12 protein-coding genes are annotated in these 19,499 nt (G+C 63.1%); 4 read left to right on the top strand and 8 right to left on the bottom strand.

The window, feature by feature from the left end; genetic code table 11:
• Positions 1 to 7: 7 nt before the first annotated feature.
• The 8 genes from CHB69_RS15280 to CHB69_RS15245 form a co-directional block, all read right to left on the bottom strand.
• Positions 8 to 1,096: a CpaE/TadZ family protein gene (locus tag CHB69_RS15280; protein ID WP_170935588.1), complete on the bottom strand. Its 1,089-nt coding sequence runs from the start codon at positions 1,094 to 1,096 to the stop codon at positions 8 to 10.
• Positions 1,097 to 1,213: 117 nt separating this feature from the next.
• Positions 1,214 to 1,819, bottom strand: coding sequence for a TadE/TadG family type IV pilus assembly protein (locus CHB69_RS15275; RefSeq protein ID WP_089216882.1), 606 nt, complete (start codon positions 1,817 to 1,819; stop codon positions 1,214 to 1,216).
• A complete protein-coding gene (locus tag CHB69_RS15270) occupies positions 1,816 to 2,325 on the bottom strand; it encodes a TadE/TadG family type IV pilus assembly protein (RefSeq protein WP_089216881.1) in 510 nt (169 codons plus the stop codon). The genes CHB69_RS15275 and CHB69_RS15270 overlap by 4 nt, the downstream gene beginning before the upstream one ends.
• Before the next feature lie 7 nt (positions 2,326 to 2,332).
• Positions 2,333 to 3,895 (bottom strand): pilus assembly protein TadG-related protein, encoded by a 1,563-nt coding sequence (locus tag CHB69_RS15265; RefSeq protein ID WP_089216880.1) that lies wholly within the window; start codon positions 3,893 to 3,895, stop codon positions 2,333 to 2,335.
• A gap of 27 nt (positions 3,896 to 3,922) precedes the next feature.
• Positions 3,923 to 4,189 carry a hypothetical protein gene (locus tag CHB69_RS15260; protein ID WP_089216879.1) on the bottom strand — a complete coding sequence of 89 codons (267 nt, stop codon included), beginning with the start codon at positions 4,187 to 4,189 and terminating at the stop codon, positions 3,923 to 3,925.
• Positions 4,179 to 5,660 (bottom strand): type II and III secretion system protein family protein, encoded by a 1,482-nt coding sequence (locus tag CHB69_RS15255; RefSeq protein ID WP_245836855.1) that lies wholly within the window; start codon positions 5,658 to 5,660, stop codon positions 4,179 to 4,181. The genes CHB69_RS15260 and CHB69_RS15255 overlap by 11 nt, the downstream gene beginning before the upstream one ends.
• Positions 5,650 to 6,555 carry a Flp pilus assembly protein CpaB gene (gene cpaB, locus CHB69_RS15250; protein WP_170935587.1) on the bottom strand — a complete coding sequence of 302 codons (906 nt, stop codon included), beginning with the start codon at positions 6,553 to 6,555 and terminating at the stop codon, positions 5,650 to 5,652. Before cpaB ends, CHB69_RS15255 begins: the two co-directional genes overlap by 11 nt.
• A gap of 95 nt (positions 6,556 to 6,650) precedes the next feature.
• Complete coding sequence (locus CHB69_RS15245; RefSeq protein WP_089216876.1) at positions 6,651 to 6,851, bottom strand: Flp family type IVb pilin; 201 nt, start codon at positions 6,849 to 6,851, stop codon at positions 6,651 to 6,653.
• Positions 6,852 to 7,286: 435 nt separating this feature from the next.
• On the opposite strand from CHB69_RS15245, the gene CHB69_RS15240 reads away from it, so the two are divergent.
• The 4 genes from CHB69_RS15240 (at position 7,287) to CHB69_RS15225 (ending at position 19,494) form a co-directional block, all read left to right on the top strand.
• Complete coding sequence (locus tag CHB69_RS15240; protein ID WP_212541940.1) at positions 7,287 to 8,078, top strand: DUF2569 family protein; 792 nt, start codon at positions 7,287 to 7,289, stop codon at positions 8,076 to 8,078.
• Between the two features lie 25 nt (positions 8,079 to 8,103).
• Positions 8,104 to 9,207, top strand: a complete 1,104-nt coding sequence (locus CHB69_RS15235) for a phosphatase PAP2 family protein (RefSeq protein WP_141134008.1) — start codon at positions 8,104 to 8,106, stop codon at positions 9,205 to 9,207.
• The gene (locus CHB69_RS15230; protein ID WP_089216873.1) at positions 9,164 to 10,399 is read left to right on the top strand and encodes an O-antigen ligase family protein; all 1,236 of its coding nucleotides are present in this window, start codon (positions 9,164 to 9,166) and stop codon (positions 10,397 to 10,399) included. The genes CHB69_RS15235 and CHB69_RS15230 overlap by 44 nt, the downstream gene beginning before the upstream one ends.
• 371 nt (positions 10,400 to 10,770) lie before the next feature.
• The gene (locus CHB69_RS15225) at positions 10,771 to 19,494 is read left to right on the top strand and encodes a VCBS domain-containing protein (RefSeq protein ID WP_170935586.1); all 8,724 of its coding nucleotides are present in this window, start codon (positions 10,771 to 10,773) and stop codon (positions 19,492 to 19,494) included.
• The last annotated feature ends 5 nt before the right edge of the window (positions 19,495 to 19,499 follow it).

Raw genomic sequence — 19,499 nt, 5'->3', positions numbered from 1 at the left:
GCCACGGTCAATTCCTGTCCAAACGGTCACCGATCGCGTCGGCCAGCGCGGCGAGGTCGATCGCAACACGATTCTTGCGCGCGACATCCCCGACAAGAACGCCTTGATCGTGCGCGGATTGGACCACCGGGTAATCGCTATGAACGGTGGCGAGGATCGGGTAGCGGAGCGCATCTTCGGCATCCTTGACACTGATGGTCCGGAAAAGCCGCTTTTCGACGCGATTGGCGACGATCGCGATCCGCGAGCGTTCGATTCCCGTTTCCTCGAAAAGCTGAATACGCCGCCGGGCCTGCCGCAGGCTCCCGATCGACAGATCGACGACCAGCAGGATCAGATCGGCCTTGTCGATCGCCGAGAGTGTCCAGTTCGCCCAATTGCCCGGCAAGTCGAGAACGACATGATCATATTCCTCGCGAGCGACCTGCAACACGCGAAGCAACTGGTCCGTATCGATCGATTCCAGCGGCGCGATCCGCTCGGGCGCCGCCACGACGGCGACGCCGCCCGCATTGCTCGCGGCGACGGTTCGCAGCAACTGGCCGTCAACGCGCTGACCGGCAAGCAGGAGATCGTCCATCGTCAGCGTCGCGGTCGCCCCGAGATAGGACGCCGCATTGCCGAACTGCAAATCGAGATCGACGAGGCAGCAGCCGCGTGCTCCGCCCTTCTGCCCCAGATAATGAGCGATATGCGTGGCGACCGTGGTCGCGCCGATGCCGCCAACACTTTGCGCCACGGCAATGATCGGCGCCAACCGCGGCGCCGGCACATGCGATTTCGTCGTGGAAGCGAGCAGGTTGGTAACCGCGTCGCCGAACTCGGCCCGATCGATGGGAAGCGCGATCACATCGTCGACGCCCTGGCGGATCAGCGCGCGCGTCGTGGCCAGATCCGCATCGCGCATGGCGACGATCAGCGGCAGCTTTGGCGCGTGCGCGCGGAGCGCCTGCAACCGCTGCATCGAACGCGGGTCGTGGCCGCGCAATTCGACGATCAGCAGCGCGGCGTCGCCGATCTGGTTCGCGCTGATCGGCTCGCCGGCATCGAGAAGGACGAGTCCGACGGACAGTTCGGGATAATCGCTTTGCGACATGGCCGAACGGGAAAATTCGTCCGCGGAAATGATGAGCTTGATTTTGCCGTCCAAATCCAAGGATCCATTTCCCTCAAGAGAGCCGAAATTTTCATTTTTTCCCATCGATCGTTCCTTTCAGTTCGACCAATCGCCGTCGCCGTCTTCCATCGTCAGCGAATAGCTGAAGTCGGGAAGAGCGATCGAACCGCCGAACAGGATCAGCGTGATCGGGACGAATTGCATGTTCTGAAGGCGCACCGAGATGATCGGGGCGACGTCCGGGCCATTGGGGTCGCCGGCGAAACCGAGCCCCGAATAGCGATAGTCGACGACGACGTTGCCGGCCGCGATGCCCGGCATGATGTCGTTCATCCGGTCGACTAGGTTCGTGAAGGCTCCATTGTCCATCGCGGTCGGGAAATTGCATGCGGCCGCGCAGGTACAGCTCGTCGATGTGCAGCTGATCCCCGGGAATGCCGTCTCCGGCACCGGGGTTCCCGCCGGAATGAGTTCCGCTCCCGTGGCAAAGCTGTAGTCGTAGAGGCCGCTCGCAATCATGTCGGTCGCCGCCGCCCAGCGCGCGCCGGTCTGCGTCGCCTTCTCGGCCCGGTTGATCTCCCACGCATAGCGACCCACGTCGATGATCCCGAGGAGAAAGAGCAGGATCAGCGGCAGGATGAGCGCGAACTCGGCCGCCGGGCCGCCCCGTTCGTCGCAGAGGAGGGGCCGAAGCGCCTTCATGTCCCCATCACCGCGGCGTTGGAACTCGCCCGGACAACCACACCCGTGGTGTCGAAACCGAGTATTCCGAACAGGGACGGATAGTTGACGGTTGCGGCGACCGTGACGTCGAGCGATCCGTCGGCCTGCGTCGCATAGACTCCGCTCGACGTGAACTCGTCATCCACGCGCGGCAGGCATCGAACGGTGACGGTGACCTGATTATTGTCGTCCCATCCCGCAATCTTGGGTGTCCCGCCGCTCAGTTCGCCTGTGCGGGTCAGATTCTGGACCTGCGCAAGTATCGTCGCGTCGGTGAGATTGTCGCAGCTGTAGGCCGAAAACGGTTGCCGCGCGGCAAATCGGGCGCCGTCCCGAACCGCTTTCACCACCTTTTGCTCGGTCCACAGATACGCGCCTGCTTCGAAGCCGCCGAACAGGATTGTGAGCAACAAGGGCAGGATCAGCGCCAATTCGGCCGCTGCGGCGGCTTCGTTGCACGACTTCAGGGTTCGGTTTATCCGCATGGCTTTGTCATTCGATCAGATAGGGAACGTCACGCCTCACCGTGTTCCCGCTGGTGCCGCCGCCGCCGCCGAGTTCGGTCTCCCCGATGATCTCGCCATAGACGTCGCTGGCTTCGGTGCGGGTTCGCGAGAGTGACGGCTCGACCAGAAACATGTCGATCCATTTCGTCACATGCACATCGGCCGTCCTGCCGCCGACGCCTTCCGCCTGGCAGTTCACGACCGCGACGGTCAGAACCCGTCGATCCGGCGTCGTGGTTCCGGGCACGACCCCCGAACTGCTGGAGCAATAGGGCGTGCTCCGCGCCGTCAGGCCATTGGAACTTTGGTTGACGAGGCGCGTCGCCGAATTGGCCATTTCATATTTGTACACGTCATAGCGCGTCGGCGTATCCGTTCCGAACCACGCGATCCTGTCGGCGCTTGTCGGTTCGGTGGGATAGCTGGCGGAGTTGGTCCGGAAATAGGCCATATAATCCCAATTCCCGTCGCCTATCCGTCCATCGGCGCAACTGCCCGTGATGCTGATCGCGTGACACATGTCGCGCGGATAGCCCATGGGCGCCGTCGTAGCGGCCTGCGCGACTGTCATCGGAACCGCGGCGGAGGGCGCCAGATAGGCATTGGCCGGCTCTTTCCAGCCGTTACCGCCATTGCCCGTCGAATAGGAACAATTGTTCTGATTGCCCCGGTGGAGAACATCCTTGCGCGTATTGGCCGAAGGCGTACACAGGGAGCCGTCGGTTCCACAGGGATTATTCGTATTGCCCGCATAGATGTCGAAGCGCGTGTTGAGCGCGTCAAGCACCGACAGTTGCACGCCGGGCTTGGTGGTAACGCCGTCGGCCGCGACGCAATCGCCCGGAATCGCGTCGCGGCCCAGCGTCTCGGCCGTCGCCTGCGCGCCGTTGCCGGCGTTGGTTTCCAGATAGCCGAAATTGCCGGGGGCATAATTGGCGCCGCCGTCGTTGGCGATCAACCGGATACCCTTGCCGACATAGCTTCCGACGTTGAAATCGGGGTCGATCGCTTCGAGCGGGTTGCAGAACATGACCGGCGGAACGCGGCAGATAGCGGACCCGAGACCCGCGAGCGCCATTGCGCCAAGATCGCCGCGCATGGCCCCTGCAAGCGGCGTGAAGGCATAGTTTGCTGTGCGCGCCGCAATTTCGACCTCGATGAAATGGGCGTTGCCGTCGTCGGTCGCGGCCGTCGTCTTTTCCCTGTCCTGCCAAAAGCGGATCTGGCCCGCCGCATCGCAATCGGGTTCGGGTGGCAGCGTCACCGCGGTTCCGTCGCCGTCGTTCGCCAGCAGCGTCAGATTGGCGACCAAAGTCGTCGCTGCCGCCGATGCCCGCAAACAGGCGCCATTTTGCCCGTCGAGCTGCGAGGCGCCCGCCAGCGCCGCCTGGTCGGCGGCATTCTGCAATTCGCTGTCCATGCCCGCGAGGCGCGCATAATCGAAGCCGAGGCCGCCGATGGCGACGAGGGCGAAGAGCGACAGGCCGAATACCGCAGCCGTCGCTCCGCTTTCATCCTTCAGCAATCGCTTCGATCGCACCCTCCGCATGATGCCAACTCCCCACCGGCTCCATCGTCACTTTGGCGAACCCGAGCCCGATTGCCCCGACGTCGTTCGAATGCCGACCGGCTTTTTGACCCTGTCGGTTCGATAGCGCTCGACCGCGGCTCCCGCCTTGGCGCCGTCGGTGGTTGGAATCGGATCGTCATATTGCGGGTCGGGGTCGACGACCTGTGCCGCCATCGTCGTCCGCACGGCATTGCCAAGCGTGACGTCGGTCGGCGTGCAGCCGGCGATCAGCGAAAGGGCGGCACCCGCCGCCAATGGCCGCCTAAAATTCATAATCGTCTCCCGTCGTTTGCGCCGGCGCGGGCGCAGCGGCCGGTTTCGGCGCCGGGTCCATCTGCTGCTGCACCGGCGGAATCGGCGGCACAGCGTTATCGGTGCGCCCCATAAGGAAGAGGTCAAGTTCGGTCGGATCGCCGACCCGGTCGGTCGGCAATGCGACCTGCGCGGGTTTGATCGGCTGCACCAGCCGCGGCGTGACGACGATCAGCAATTCGGTTTCGCCGCGTTTGAACCCCGACGACCGGAACAGCGACCCGATGATCGGGATCGAGCCGAGCAGCGGCACCTGGCGAACCGTCGTCGAAAAATCCTGTCGGATCAGCCCGGCGATCGCAAAGGATTCGCCGTCGCGCAGCTCGAGCGTGGTCGAAGCGCGCCGCGTCTGCAGCCCGGGAATGGTAATGTCGTTGAGCACGATCGAGGCGCTGGGGTCGATCGAACTGACCTCGGGCTCGACCACGAGATTGATGACCCCGTCGGCAAGAATCGTCGGAGTGAAGCCCAGGCTGACGCCGAACGGCTTGAACTCGATCGAGATCCCCTGGCTTCCCCCGTTGCTGCCGCCGGTTCCCGAGCCGCTCTGCACGACCGGAATCGGGAATTCCCCGCCCGCCAGGAACGAAGCCCGCTCGCCCGAGAGCGCGACGAGAGTCGGTTCGGCAAGCGTCTTGGCCAGACCCTTGCTTTCGAGGCTGTCGAGCACGCCGAGAATATCGAGGCCGCCGATGCTGAAGGCGTGCCGGACGATGCCGAAGCTGTCGGTAATGGCCCCCAGACGGAGCACGCCTTCGCCCGTGTCGGGGTCGGGAACAAGCTGTGCGCCATTGCCCAGCACGCCGTCCCAGCTGCCCGATTCGTTGCGGAAGAAGCTCCGGACGCCGATCTCCTTGCCGCTCTGGCGATTGATCTCGGAAAAGCGGACCTCCAGCATGATCTGCTGGCTCGACCCGATACCCATCATGTTGACGACCTTGTCGCCCGCATAGGTGCCCGCAATCTGGACCGCATTCTGTGCCGCCGCGGCATTGCTGACCACACCCGAGAGGACCACGGCATCGTTCGAGATGCGCGCGTCGACATTTTCGCCGGGCATCAGCTCGGCGAGCTGGCGGCGCAGCGTCACGACATCGGGGCCGACCGCGACGTCGACGATGGTGATGACGCGCCCGCCCTTGTCGAAGATTGTCAGGCTGGTCGTCCCCATCTTCTTGCCAAGGACATAGACCGACCGATCCGAGATCGGCATGATGTCGGCGATTTCATCCGACCCGATCATCGCACGGGCAAAGGGACGGTCGAGCGTGACGGTCTGACTCTTGTTCAGCGGCACGTCGAGCTGACCGGCATGGACGCCGTTCGCGGCGCTGTTGAACTGAGCCTGAGCAGGCAGCGCCAGAGTGGCCAGCGCGAGCGCCGGGGGCGCCGCCAGCATACGCATCAGGATGCGGTGGTGATTACGAGCCATGGCGTTTGACCTCATAAACGGTGGGCTTGGTGCCACGGACGATTTCCACGGTCGGACCGGAAGGACGCGGCGGAAGCGAAGGGCGCGATGCGTGGGCACGCGGCGCCGGCGCTTCGGAATAAAATCCGGGCGGCAGATCGGCCAAAGCCGGCGACTGGGCGCGCCGTGACCGCCATCCGCTGCCGAGATCGCCTTGCGTGATCGTCATATTGGCACCGTCCTCGATGCTGGTGACGTTGCGCAGCGCGAGCGACAGCGTGCCGACGGATTGTGCCAGTGCCAGCTTTTGTGCGCTGACGGGGTCGACCTCGAGCGTCGCGGTCTTCGCGACCTTGGGTTCGGTCTTGCTCTCGTCGGCGCGCTGGTCGATCGCGATCACGCGGATCTTTTCGAGCAGTATATCGGTGGTCTTGTCGTCGCGGCCCGCCCCGTCGCCGTCCATCTGCCGCGTCAACAGGACGTCGACGACGTCGCCGGGCGTCACCAGTCCCCCGACGCCGGTCACATCGTTGACGCGCACCGCGATGGCGCGCATGCCCTGGGGGAGCAGGTCCGAAATGCTCGCGCGGCCATCGCTGCCGCTGATTTTCGAAGAAAGAATGGGTTCGCCGACCGCAATCGGCCGCAGCGCGACGCGCGGGCCGCGCGGATTGTCGACGACGCCGATCGACGTCCTGAACACCCCCGCCGGAAGCGAACTGGCGGGCCAGCCGACCAGTTTCGTGTTCTGCGCCGTCAGCACGGTGCCGAAGGCGAGCGGCTGCGTGGCCACCAGCACCTGCACCAGCTTGAGCTGTTCGACCTGGCGTTGTTGCCGTTCTGCGATGCCGCTGAAATAGGCGTTGGTCAGGAATACGACAAAGATGCCCAGAAGGACCGCTATGCCGATAATCACGCTATTTCGCCCACGAAACATGTCTCATCCCCCCGAACAAGAGCTGTTTGGCCGCGGCCGGACGGAATGTCCGGCCGCGGTCGAGAGGCATGTCACTAATTCGGCGTGCTATCGGGCGCAGCCGACGCGGCGTTAGCCACCTCATTCGCAGCGTCGATGATCGCGTTCTCGATGTTGTTGCGCAGATAAACGGCAGCCCCAGCGATACCCACGCCGACGATCGCGAGGATCAGGGCATATTCCGCGGCCGAAGCGCCGCTTTCGTCACGGACGAAATCTTTCAGAAAATTCTTCATGGTCGGACTCCTGTAAACACCGCATCTGGCGGCGATGTCTGCCCTCCCCCCCCATGGAGTCGGCCAGACATTCCAGCTGAAGGAGTGCATAGGAACCGACGCGACCCGGTATTGAACTCTCCGGCTGGCGCCGGTTCAACCTGTCAATGCGGTCCTCAGCAAGGAACGGCCCGATTCAACCCAATTCCGTGTCAACCGTCAACAGAATATTAACTTGTATTCACAAAAACTTAACTTTTATTTTCTGTTAACCATTCCGTTCAAAACGGCCGCAAAATGGTTAATGCCCCCAAGGACTTGAACTTGATTCGAGCCTGAGTCGAAAAGTTCCGGTCCGCCCAAAATCCGATCGACGAACCGGTGACCGCAACTTCCGGATACCGTTCCTTAACCAAGAGAGTTTACAGCAGATCGGAATTGGAGGAAGTAATGGCCATGACGAACGCGGCATTTGCGCGTATTCAGGCGAACCTCTACGCCAGGAGCGTCCGGTTCGTCGCGCCTCTCGAGGACAAGGTCCGATCGCTCCTGCTCGGCTGGATCGTCGTGGTGACCCTCGCCTGCCTGACGCGCACGATGTTTCCCGTCGTGCCCGGCGGCGGGACCGCCTCATGGCTCCTCCTCGTCGTGCCGCACGGTCTGATCATGGCCAGCCCCTTTCTTGCCTATTGGGCCGCCAATGCCGCCTTTCCGCGCGGCGTCGATTTCGCGCAGCCCGAGATACGGCTGGCGCTTGTCGGCAAATGGCGCAAGCTCGATGCGCTGTCGGCGCGCGACCATCGCGCATTCGGCCCGACCGGCCTGATGGCCTCGCTGCTGCTCGGCATGCTGTTGAACGTCCCCGTGCGCACCGCCGAATTCATGGCCGCCGTTCCGGCGATGACGAGCACCGCGCCCTTGTGGGGCCAGATGATCTATCTGGGGATGGCGGCCGACCTGATCGTCATGAACTTCCTCTACACGCTCTGCTTCTTCATGGCGCTGCGCCGCATGCCCTATTTCCCGCGCGTCCTGCTGCTGGCCTGGGGCATCGACGTCGTCTTCCAACTGCTGATCGCTCATTATATCAGCGGCGCACCCCACCTGCCGGCGGCGGTTGGCGAAGCGATCCAGCCGCTCCTCACCAGCAATATCAAGAAAGTCTTCATCAGCGCCGCGATCTGGCTGCCCTATCTGTTGCTGTCGGAACGGGTGAATGTGACCTATCGCTGGCGTCAGCCAGCTTGACCGGTCGGAGAAGGGGAGGGGGAGAGTGTTCGATCAACCTGCCTTCCCGATACCTTCTCGATCGCAGCCAGGCCCGACGAAGAATAAGCTGAGCACAAAGGCAGTTGTAATCTGCCTCGCCCTTGCCGCGACAATCAGCGCCGCAGCACTGATTTACGCCAATATATTGGCGCAGCGATACGGACTTCCGCCAGTCCGGATCAGTGAGTCGATAGGCCTCGGCGGTCTTATCCTTATCTTTTCATTTCCCTTTTGGATTCTTCGACGGCTGCTTCATCACTATCGCTCGGGCCAACCGAATCCCGCTGCGCTTATCCGCGACGACATACTGAAAAATAAGTTCCACTTCTTCATGTCGTTATGCATATATGTCATATTATTTTATGCTTTCGCATCATATACGACCATCAAGGTTTTGATTCCATCTGTTATGGACTTCTATTTCGATATAGATGCAAGATATTTAGAATATAAAATATTCGGAAATGACTTGGTATATTATACACACAAATTTGTGGGAACATATCCTACGCTGGCGGTAGAGTGGTTTTACTCTTTATGGCATGTTGTCAATATTTATACGGCCATGTGGGTTATATTCAGTAAGAATTATGTTCTGAAACTCCGTGCCTTGATAACCATGCTCATGTCCTGGATATTCCTGGGCAGCGTAATGGCTATTGCCCTTTCATCGGTAGGTCCGATCCTGTTTGACCACTTCTACGGCGGAACGGCTTTCGCTCCTCTGCTCGATCGACTTGCGCGGCTTTCGGAATATGGAATCGGCGCGACAATGAAAGCGCGGCAATTCCTGCTGGACAATTATGGAACCCTGCGGCTCGGAAGCGGGATATCCGCGATGCCGTCGCTTCACGTCGGTATGGCATTTCTTTGGTTCCTCATGGTGCCTCGGGAATATCCTGGAATCCGGTATTTGGCGCTGGCCTATTTCGCGGTTATTCTTTTCGGATCGGTCCATTTGGGGTGGCACTGGTTGTCCGACGGTATTGTTTCGGTGGTATTTGTTTTTGGATTCTGGAATCTGGCGGGATGGATCGTGCAAACCGCGAACGGGAACTCCAGCTATGCACGAAAGTCTCGAGCCATCGCCGCGGATAGGCCCGGCTAAGAGCTTTCCGCTCGCCAGTCTTCTGGCACCTGCAATCGGCTTCGCACCGGTCATCCTGTTCCTGACGACGATGGGACAGCATATATCGGCCTTTCAGTTTATATTGAAGACGCTCGCAATACCGGTCCTCATCGTCGAGATCGGCGTTTCGCTATCGCTGCTCGGGCGCGCCGGTCACATCCCCGTCCCCCCGCGATGGATTTCGATATCCATGGCAGCCCTGATGCTGCTCGCCGTCGCCACATCGTTGAACGCGAAGGACCCGAGCATAAGCATCATAAAGATATCAATATTGTTTATTCATCTTGGTTTTGGTATTGCCATATATCTTATATACACAAGATCGAGAATGTTTTATACAGAAATTCTGTATAAAAATATGACTATTGGATTCCTTATATTTACAATTTTGTCGATTTCATATGCTCTATTGCATAGAGAAGATGACTATGTCTGGGCATACTATTTTCCGGCTTACAATCAAATTCGTGGATACGGCTATTATGCTGCCGCCATTGCGGGCCTTTGCCTTTGGAAATGGATCGCTGGCGACAAGATCAGCGGCGTGGTTGCGGCGTTCGCCCTTGCCGCGGCGCTCTGGACCGGATCGCGCGGTACATTGGCCGCGGTAGCGGGAGGTTATGCGGGCGCGTTTTTGCTATTTCCCTTTGCGAGAAGGGGAGTCCTCCGTTTTCTGGCAGTCCTTGGTGCAGGAATATTGCTCTCGGTCGCGTTGACTGTCCTTGTTCCGCTGGGTCGCTTCGGGCCGCAGCGTCTGATCGGCGACGATTCGGACAGTGGCCGGATCGCCATTTGGGGCAGGACTCTAGAGATGGCGCTGCAACGCCCCTGGTTCGGATGGGGCGAGTCGCAGTTTGCCACGCTGTTTCCCGATACGCATGTGGCCCAGCCGCATAACGTCTTTCTGCAAATCCTCTTGTCCTGGGGTTTCGTTGGCGCGGGCCTTGTCGCGATCCTGTCGATCTGGCTGGGATGCAAAGTCTATCGGGCGGTCAACGAGCAAAATGCGGCATTCTTGCTGGCTGCCATGAATATCGCGGTATTTTCACTGTTCGACGGCAGCCTCTATCATGTCCAGTCGGTCTCGATCTTCGCCCTGTGCATTGCTGTCGTTCTCGCCACGAAGTCCGGCGATGCCGCCGGCGGCTGCCGGGCGCCGCAGCCCGGCTGAGCGCGCACCGGCAGCCGGTCGTCCGCTCGCTCCCAAACGCACGGATCTTACTTCGCTTTCCTTTCGATGCCGTGCCGAAAAGGGACGACAATCGGACCCCGAAGCGGCGGTGTATCGGGCCGAATCCATGCATCCAATCATTTGATTTCATGTGAAATTCAGCGATCGAGCGCGGGCGGCGGCTTGCCGCAGATCCGCTCGTCCATGCCTGACTTAACTAAAAGTTAACATGCTTGCAGATTCGAAAGACTCTGTGGTTTGCTCGCCCATAGGGAGATGTCCGAGTCGATTCGGACGGAAGGGTCGCACCGAATCTGATGAATCGAGCCTGCGCCGCGTTGCGGTGCAGGGGGTGGGACTGTGGGGATGCTATGATGGATGCTTTCGACAATGTGGCGAAGAGCGGCAGGCCGGCGGCGCCGGGCGCGGAGCCGGACACCCGGGGCAGCCAGGCGATCGCGGACAACGGGGTTCATCCCGCTTCGGCAGGCGTAACCGCGACCGCGGCGGCCATTCCGCTGGCCATCCAGGCGATGCTCGTTCCGGATGCCGGCGGCCGGATCATTCTCCCCCCGGGGGTCTCGATCGACGATATCGGCGTATCCGGGCCCGATCTGATCATCGCATTGCCCGACGGGCAAATACTGGTCATTCCCAATGGCGCGATCGACATTCCGGCAATCGTCGTGGACGGCGATATCGTGCCGGCCAGCACCGTTGCCCAGCTGCTCGAAAATCTTCAGGATTTCAACCCCGAGGCGGGCGTTCGCAGTTCGGGCGGCAATTTCGCCGAGGACGAGGGGACGATCGGCGATCCCTATGCGATCGGAAACCTGCTCCCCTATACCGAGCTGAACTTTCCGGAACCGGAAGACCGCGAGGTCATTCCGGCCATTCCCGATTCCGACGAAGAGCCGACCATTTCCATCGTCACGCCCGATCAGCCTGCCGGTTCGGTGGACGCGACGGCAAGCGTCGACGAAGCCGGTCTGCCGGCGCGCGACGGGGAACCTGCGGGCAGCAATAGCGCTGCCGACGGCGAAACGACCTCGGGATCGATCCGGTTCGACGCGCCCGACGGCCTGTCGTCGGTCACGATCAACGGCGTCGCGGTCTCCGCGGTCGGCCAGGTCTTCTCGACGCCGTTCGGCCAGCTCGTGATCACCGCCATCAATGCCGGCAGCATCGACTACAGCTATACATTGCTCGACAACAGCGATGCGGCGGCGAACCCGGCGGACCTGTTCACGGTGGTCGTTACCGACAGCGACGGTGACACGGCAACTGCCAATCTCACCATTTCGATCATCGACGACGCGCCGGTCGCGCGCGCCGACACCGATACGGTGGCGGCAGCGACCTTCACCGCCGAAACGGGCAATGTGATCAGTGGCGAGGGCACGGACAGCGGCGCGGCGGGTGCCGACACGCCGGGCGCCGACGGCGTGTCGCTCACCGGCGCCGCCGCGGGAACGGGCACGACATTTTCGGCTCCCGGCACGGCGATCCACGGCCAATATGGCACTTTGACGATCGATGCGCAGGGCAATTACAGCTATGTCCGCGATACCAATACGCCGGGCGGCGTGAGCGACATATTCACCTATCAGCTCACCGACGGCGACGGCGATACGTCGACGGCCACACTGACCATCGCGATCGGGGACAGCCCCAGCGTCATCGATTTCGTGCCTGGCCAAGGGGACGGCACCGTCGTCGACGAAGCCCATCTGCCGCCCCGAGGCGGCGAGACTCAAGGGTCCGCATTCGACGGCACCGACGAAACGACATCCGGCACGATCGGCTTTACCTCGCCCGACGGCGTTGCGAGCGTGACCATCAACGGGGTGGTCGTCACGCCGGGATCGCTGCCGCAGACGATTTCGAGCGACGGCACCGGCACGCTGGTAATCGACGCCTACAGCTATGACCCGGCGACCGGCAAAGGTTCGATAAGCTACACCTATTCGCTCAGCGACAATACGGCCGATCCGGACGGCACCACGGTGAGCTTCGACATCGTCGTTACCGACCTCGACGGGGATATGGCGAGCGACGTGCTCGACATCACGATCGTGGACGATGTTCCGACTGCTTTCGACGATGCGGACAGCGTGACCGAGGACGGACCGCTCGTTGCCGATGGCAATGTGCTGACCGGCACGGGCGGCAGCGACGCCAATGCAACCGATGGCGTCGCCGACACGCAGGGGGCCGACGGCGCGAGCGTCACCGCGGTAGCGGGCGGCAGCGTGGGCACGAGCTTCGCGACCGCTTACGGAACGCTCACGCTCAATGCCGACGGCAGCTACACCTATGTCCTCGACAATGCGGCGCAGCCGGTCCAGGGCCTCTCGGCCGGCGAGACGCTGACCGAGAACTTCGACTATACCATCACCGACGGCGACGGCGATACCGCGACCGCGACGCTCACGATCACCATCAACGGTGCCGACGACGGCGTCACCATCAGCGGCCTCGACGCGGCGGGCGGCGAACTCGCGTTCGACGAGGATGATCTTCCCGGCGGCTCGTCGCCCGATGCAGCGGCGCTGACCCAAAGCGGCAGCTTCGACGTATCGACGCCCGACGGGCTCGGCGACGTCACCATCGGCGGAGTCCAGGTCGTCGCGAACGGAGTCTTCACGGCGGTGACCGTGACGAGCTCGCTCGGTACGGTGAACATCACAGGCTTTACGCCGGTCACCGGTGCCGACGGATCGGTGATCGGCGGCAGCTTCACTTACGAATATGTGCTTTCCGACAATACGCTGATGCACGGTGCGGCCGGCGAAGACGGCGTGACCGACAGCTTTGCGGTGGTGGTCACCGACAGCGACGGGTCCGCCGCCAACGCCAGTCTGGACATCACGATCGTGGACGATGTTCCGATCGCGTTCGACGATGCGGACAGCGTGACCGAGGACGGACCGCTCGTTGCCGATGGCAATGTGCTGACCGGCACGGGCGGCAGCGACGCCAATGCAACCGATGGCGTCGCCGACACGCAGGGGGCCGACGGCGCGAGCGTCACCGCGGTAGCGGGCGGCAGCGTGGGCACGAGCTTCGCGACCGCCTATGGCACGCTCACGCTCAATGCCGACGGCAGCTACACCTATGTCCTCGACAATGCGGCGCAGCCGGTCCAGGGCCTCTCGGCCGGCGAGACGCTGACCGAGAACTTCGACTACACCATCACCGACGGCGACGGCGATACCGCGACCGCGACGCTCACGATCACCATCAACGGTGCCGACGACGGCGTCACCATCAGCGGCCTCGACGCGGTGGGCGGCGAACTCGCGTTCGACGAGGATGACCTTGCGGTGCGGGGCAGCGAACCCGCGGGATCCGACACGACGCCCGATGCCGTAAATGGCGACGGGGCTTTCTCGGTTTCGACACCCGATGGCATGGGAACCGTGGTGCTCGACAGCTTCAACGGATCGCCGATCACGCCGCTGACGCTTGTCGATACCGATGGCAGCTTCATCCCGCAGACCGTATCGACAAGCTATGGCAGCCTTGCCATCACCGGCTTTACGCCGGTGATCGGCGCCGACGGCTCGGTGATCGGCGGCACTTTCACCTATAGCTATATCCTTGGCGACAACCGGCTCGATCATGCGTCAGCGGGACAGGATAGCCTTGCCGACAGCATAGGCGTGACGGTCACCGACAGCGATGGTTCGAACGCCGGTGCGACGATTGACATTGTCGTCACCGACGATGTGCCGACGGCGATCGACGATGCTCTGGTGCAGAGCGTCGAGAACCAGCCGGTTACAATCAACGTCCTGGCAAATGATGTGCAGGGTGCGGACGGTGTCCAGCCGGCGGCGGTTTCCATCGTCGCCGGATCGCTTTCGGGCGGCGGTGTGCTTGTGAACAATGGTGATGGAAGCTTCACCTATACCCAGGCGCCCGGAGAAGTGGGCGACGTCAGCTTTCAGTACCAGATCACCGACGGCGACGGCGATACGTCCACAGCAACGGCCACGATCACCCTCATCGCCGATTCGATGCCGATCATACGCAGCGCCGCGAATGTGACGGTCGACGAGGACGGGCTTGTCGGAGCCAATCTCGACGATGGCCTGCCCGGCGAGGTCACGTCGACGGGCAGCAACAGCGCGACTGGCACGATCGTGGTCGATTTCGGCGGCGACGTCCCGCCGGCATTGACGGGTTCGATCGTCTTGAACGACGCCGCAGCTCTCGACACGCAACTGACCGTCGATGGCAATCCGGTGACTTTCGCCAAGGATGGCGCCGATCTCGTCGGTTCGGTCGGCGGATCGGAGGTCATCCGTATCAGCCTGACCGGCGCGACCGCCGGCCCGGGCGCGACCGAAGTAACCTACAACTATTCGGTTACCCTGGCCCAGGCCGTCGATCAGGCCGCACCCGGCAGCGAAGACAGCGACATTCTGTCGGGCATCGGGTTTACGGTGACGGATAGCGACGGATCGTCGGGTTCTGGATCGTTCGACGTCACCGTCATCGACGATATTCCCACGCTTCTGGTGTCCGACACGCCCACCCATGCGGTCGAGGGCGGCCCCGCCGTCGACGGTAGCTGGTCGCTCGACGCCGGTGCCGACGGCGTATCATCGGTCGTCGTGACCTTCGGCAGCGGCTCGGCAGCGCTGTCGCTCACGCCGGGCAGCTCGGTAACGATCGGGCAGTCCACGGGCGTCCTGACCGTGCGGGCCGATGGAACGTTCAGTTTCGCGGCAGCTGGCGATCAGGACAACAGCCTGAATCCGGCAGCGAGCTTCACCTTGTCGGCGGTTGATGGCGACGGCGACCCGACATCCGACACGCTGACGATCCTGATCGACGACGGCGCCGCCCCCTCGGGCGGCGACACCCTGACCCTGACCGTCGACGAGGCCGCGCTCGACGCTGGAGGAAGCACGCCGCTCAGCAATGCCGAGGTGGCGAGCGGCACGCTCGACTTCACCGCGGGCTCCGATACGCTGTCGGGCTTTGCCTTCACCGGCGTCGATGGCCTCGTCGCCAATCTCGACGGCGCCGGCAGCGATATTTTCTGGTCACTCTCCCCCGACGGCCAGACGATCACCGGATCGTTGACCAGCGGCGGCCCTGCGGCGATCACCATCAGCCTGTCGGCGCCTGCCAGCATTGCTCCGGGCGCGACCGAAGCGGTCACGGTCACCGTAACCCTCGCCGACAATCTGCCCCACGAACTCGCAATGGCAGCGCAGACACAGGCCCTTGGTTCGGTCACCGTGCAGGGCTCGGACACCGACGGCGACATCGCGACCGGCGCCGTCACCGTCCAGGTTGCCGATGATATTCCCACGGCGACGGCGGAAGCGTTGCAGTCGCTGGACGAGGGGGCGACGATAACGGGGACGTTCGACTTTGCGGCGGGCGCCGACGGGGCGAGCCTGACCCATGTCAACGGCGGCGCGGTGTCGTTCAACCCCGACGGCTGGTCGGGCTGGATCGACCTTGGCGACGGCGAGCTGCGCGTGCGGGCCGACGGTTCCTACGAGTTCAGGGCCGATGCCGCGACGCTGAGCCCGGTGGCTCCGATCGCGGGCACCTTCACCGTCACCGACGGCGACGGCGACACGGCGAGCGCCGGCTTCAGCTTCCAGATCGACGATGCCAATGCGCCGACGGGGGGGACGGCGAGCGCGGCGGTCGATGACGACGGGCTGGCCGGCGGCAACCCCGCGAGCGTGGCCGGGGACCTCGACGCCAATGCGGGCGACGATCCCGGCGACACCAGCGAAGCGAGCTTCACCGGCACGCTCGGGGGCTCGGTCGGCGGCGACGGCGCGGGGGCCAATGGGTTCGGCTTCGGCACCAACACGAGCGCGACGATCGGGCTCGAGACGGTCACCTACTCGCTCGTCGGCAATGTGCTGACCGCGACGGTGTCGGCGAGCCCCGATGCGGGCCGCGTCGGCACCGCGCTGTTCACGGTCGAGATCACCGATCCGGCGACCGGCGCCTACAAGGTCACGCTGCTCGACAATGTCCTGCACGCCGGCGGCCCCAACGACGAGGGCACCGACGCCACCGCGACCATCGCCTACAGCATCACCGACGCCGACGGCTCCACCGTCCCCGGCAACAGCCTCACCATCACCTTCGATGACGATGCGCCGAGCGCGACGGCGGAAGCGTTGCAGTCGCTGGACGAGGGGACGACGCTAACGGGGACGTTCGACTTTGCGGCGGGCGCCGACGGGGCGAGCCTGACCCATGTCAACGGCGGCGCGGTGTCGTTCAACCCCGACGGCTGGTCGGGCTGGATCGACCTTGGCGACGGCGAGCTGCGCGTGCGGGCCGACGGTTCCTACGAGTTCAGGGCCGATGCCGCGACGCTGAGCCCGGTGGCTCCGATCGCGGGCACCTTCACCGTCACCGACGGCGACGGCGACACGGCGAGCGCCGGCTTCAGCTTCCAGATCGACGATGCCAATGCGCCGACGGGGGGGACGGCGAGCGCGGCGGTCGATGACGACGGGCTGGCCGGCGGCAACCCCGCGAGCGTGGCCGGGGACCTCGACGCCAATGCGGGCGACGATCCCGGCGACACCAGCGAAGCGAGCTTCACCGGCACGCTCGGGGGCTCGGTCGGCGGCGACGGCGCGGGGGCCAATGGGTTCGGCTTCGGCACCAACACGAGCGCGACGATCGGGCTCGAGACGGTCACCTACTCGCTCGTCGGCAATGTGCTGACCGCGACGGTGTCGGCGAGCCCCGATGCGGGCCGCGTCGGCACCGCGCTGTTCACGGTCGAGATCACCGATCCGGCGACCGGCGCCTACAAGGTCACGCTGCTCGACAATGTCCTGCACGCCGGCGGCCCCAACGACGAGGGCACCGACGCCACCGCGACCATCGCCTACAGCATCACCGACGCCGACGGCTCCACCGTCCCCGGCAACAGCCTCACCATCACCTTCGATGACGATGCGCCGACCCTGGCGGAGACAGCCGGTCCCGAAATGCTGACCCTTACCAACGCGGTCGGCTCGGCAAGCGGGTCCTTCGATGCCGCATTCGGAGCCGACGGAGCCAGCTACTACCACATTACCGGTCCGACGATCGAAGGCATCACTTACACCGAGACCAATATCGTGGACGGTTCGGGCGACTTTTTGCGCACCGAGCTTTTGGCCGAAACTTCGGACGGTACCGATGTCTTCAGGATGACCGTCCACGCCGACGGCAACTACGAATTCGATTTGATCACGCCCAATGCGGCAACGCAGGAAAGCATTTCCTTCGCCAATCTGTCGGCAGGCGGCCCAAGCTTCCGCGAACTCGACGACGATCCGAATACGGCGCTCAATGAAGCCGGTCGGGTCGAGTTCCAGTCCAACGGGTCGGGGGTAAACGCCAGCGACCAGGGTTTCGGGGTCAACAATCAATGGACCGATCATGGCGAGTGGTTCGAACTCGAATTTCATGATCCCGGCAATTTCGGCGTCAACGACGCACCACAGACCAACGCCGACCTTCTCGATTCGATCACGCTCAACGTCCAGCAGGTGAAGTTCGAACCTGTCGATTTCGAGTGGACGGCGACGCGCTATAATCCCGACGGGACGGTCGCGGCCACCGAAACCGGCACCTTTGCGGTGAATTCGGCCGGGCAGGTCACCATCGATCCGTCGATCCAGTTCAGCGTCTTGAGGATCGAAAACATCGACACAAACGAGAAGGCCACGGCTCGATTTGCAACTGACGTCACCGTTGCGCGCACGATATTGCCCCCCGACGTCACCTATGATTTCACGGTCGTGGGCACCGATGGCGACGGCGACACGAGCAACCCGCTCCAGATCAGCGTCTTCATCGACGAACCTTCGGTTCCGCCGCTCGCGCTGGACCTCGATGGAGACGGGGTCGAGTTCGTCTCGCGTTCGGCGGGCATCAGTTTCGACTATTTCGGCGACGGCGAACGTCAGAATACGGCGTGGGTCGGTCCCGACGATGGCTTGCTTGCCATCGACGCGAACGGCAACGGAATGGTCGACGGCGGATCGGAGATCGTGTTCGGCGGTAATGGACTGACCGACCTCGAAGGCCTCGCGGTCCACTATGACTCGAATGAAGACGGCGTTCTGGACCGCCAGGATGATGCCTTCCCGAGCTTCGGCGTGTGGCAGGATGCCAACAGCAACGGCGTCACCGACGAAGGCGAATTCCGCAGTCTCGTCGAGGCCGGAATCGTATCGATCAGCCTCGAATCGGATGGCAGAAGCTATACGACGGCGCAGGGCGATGTCAGGGTCTATGGCGAAACCAGCTACACGCTCGAAGACGGAACCGTTCGTGTCGCAGCCGATAGCGCCTTCGCCTATTCGAAGGCCCCCGTCGTCGAGGGAACCGCGACTCGTAGCCCGGAACGCACGGGTGGCACAGCGCCGGTCGCCGATGCCCTCGTTGCGGCATCGCTCGTTACTATGGTGCAAGCAGCCGGGCAGGCCGAACATGGCGCGCCTGCACCGCTTGTGCATGATCAGCCTGCGCAGATCGCTCCGCTGCCGGCGCTCCCGCCGGTTGCCGAAGCTCAGGAAGGCGTTTTGCAGCCGAGGCTCGCCACGGCCTTCGAGCGCATCGAAACAAGGGGGGAGGCGCCCGCAAACGACCATGCGCTGCGCACCGCTGGCGACGAGGGTCCGATCCATCGGGGTATCGAAGACAATGCGAGCGATGCGAGCCTGCGCGTCGACGCACAGGCTAGCGCCGGCGATCACGCATCCGATGCGCTATTCGACATGGCTGCACCGCGGATCGCCCTGCCATCGACGGCGATGGACGGCCTCATCGCGCTGCGCGCTGCGACTCCTGACATTGCGGCAAAGGTTGCCGGCGCCGACGCCGATCCAGCCGCGGCCGCCAGAGTTCTCGCCGAAGCCATCGATCACGGCAGCGTCGACAAGCTGATCGACGCGATCGTCGATGGGCAGGCGCATGATGCGCATGCAAGCGACGCGAAGGTCGATCTCGCGCAGATGCTCGAAGCGAATGTGACGAGCGAGATGGCAATGTTCGTGCATCAACCGATCGAGCATGACCTGCATCAGCTCGCTTCGGCCTGACCGGC

The organism is Sphingopyxis indica (assembly GCF_900188185.1).
Classification (GTDB): Bacteria; Pseudomonadota; Alphaproteobacteria; order Sphingomonadales; family Sphingomonadaceae; genus Sphingopyxis; species Sphingopyxis indica.
Note: the sequence above shows the minus strand (reverse complement) of the source record. Positions and strands in the feature narration are given on the sequence as shown.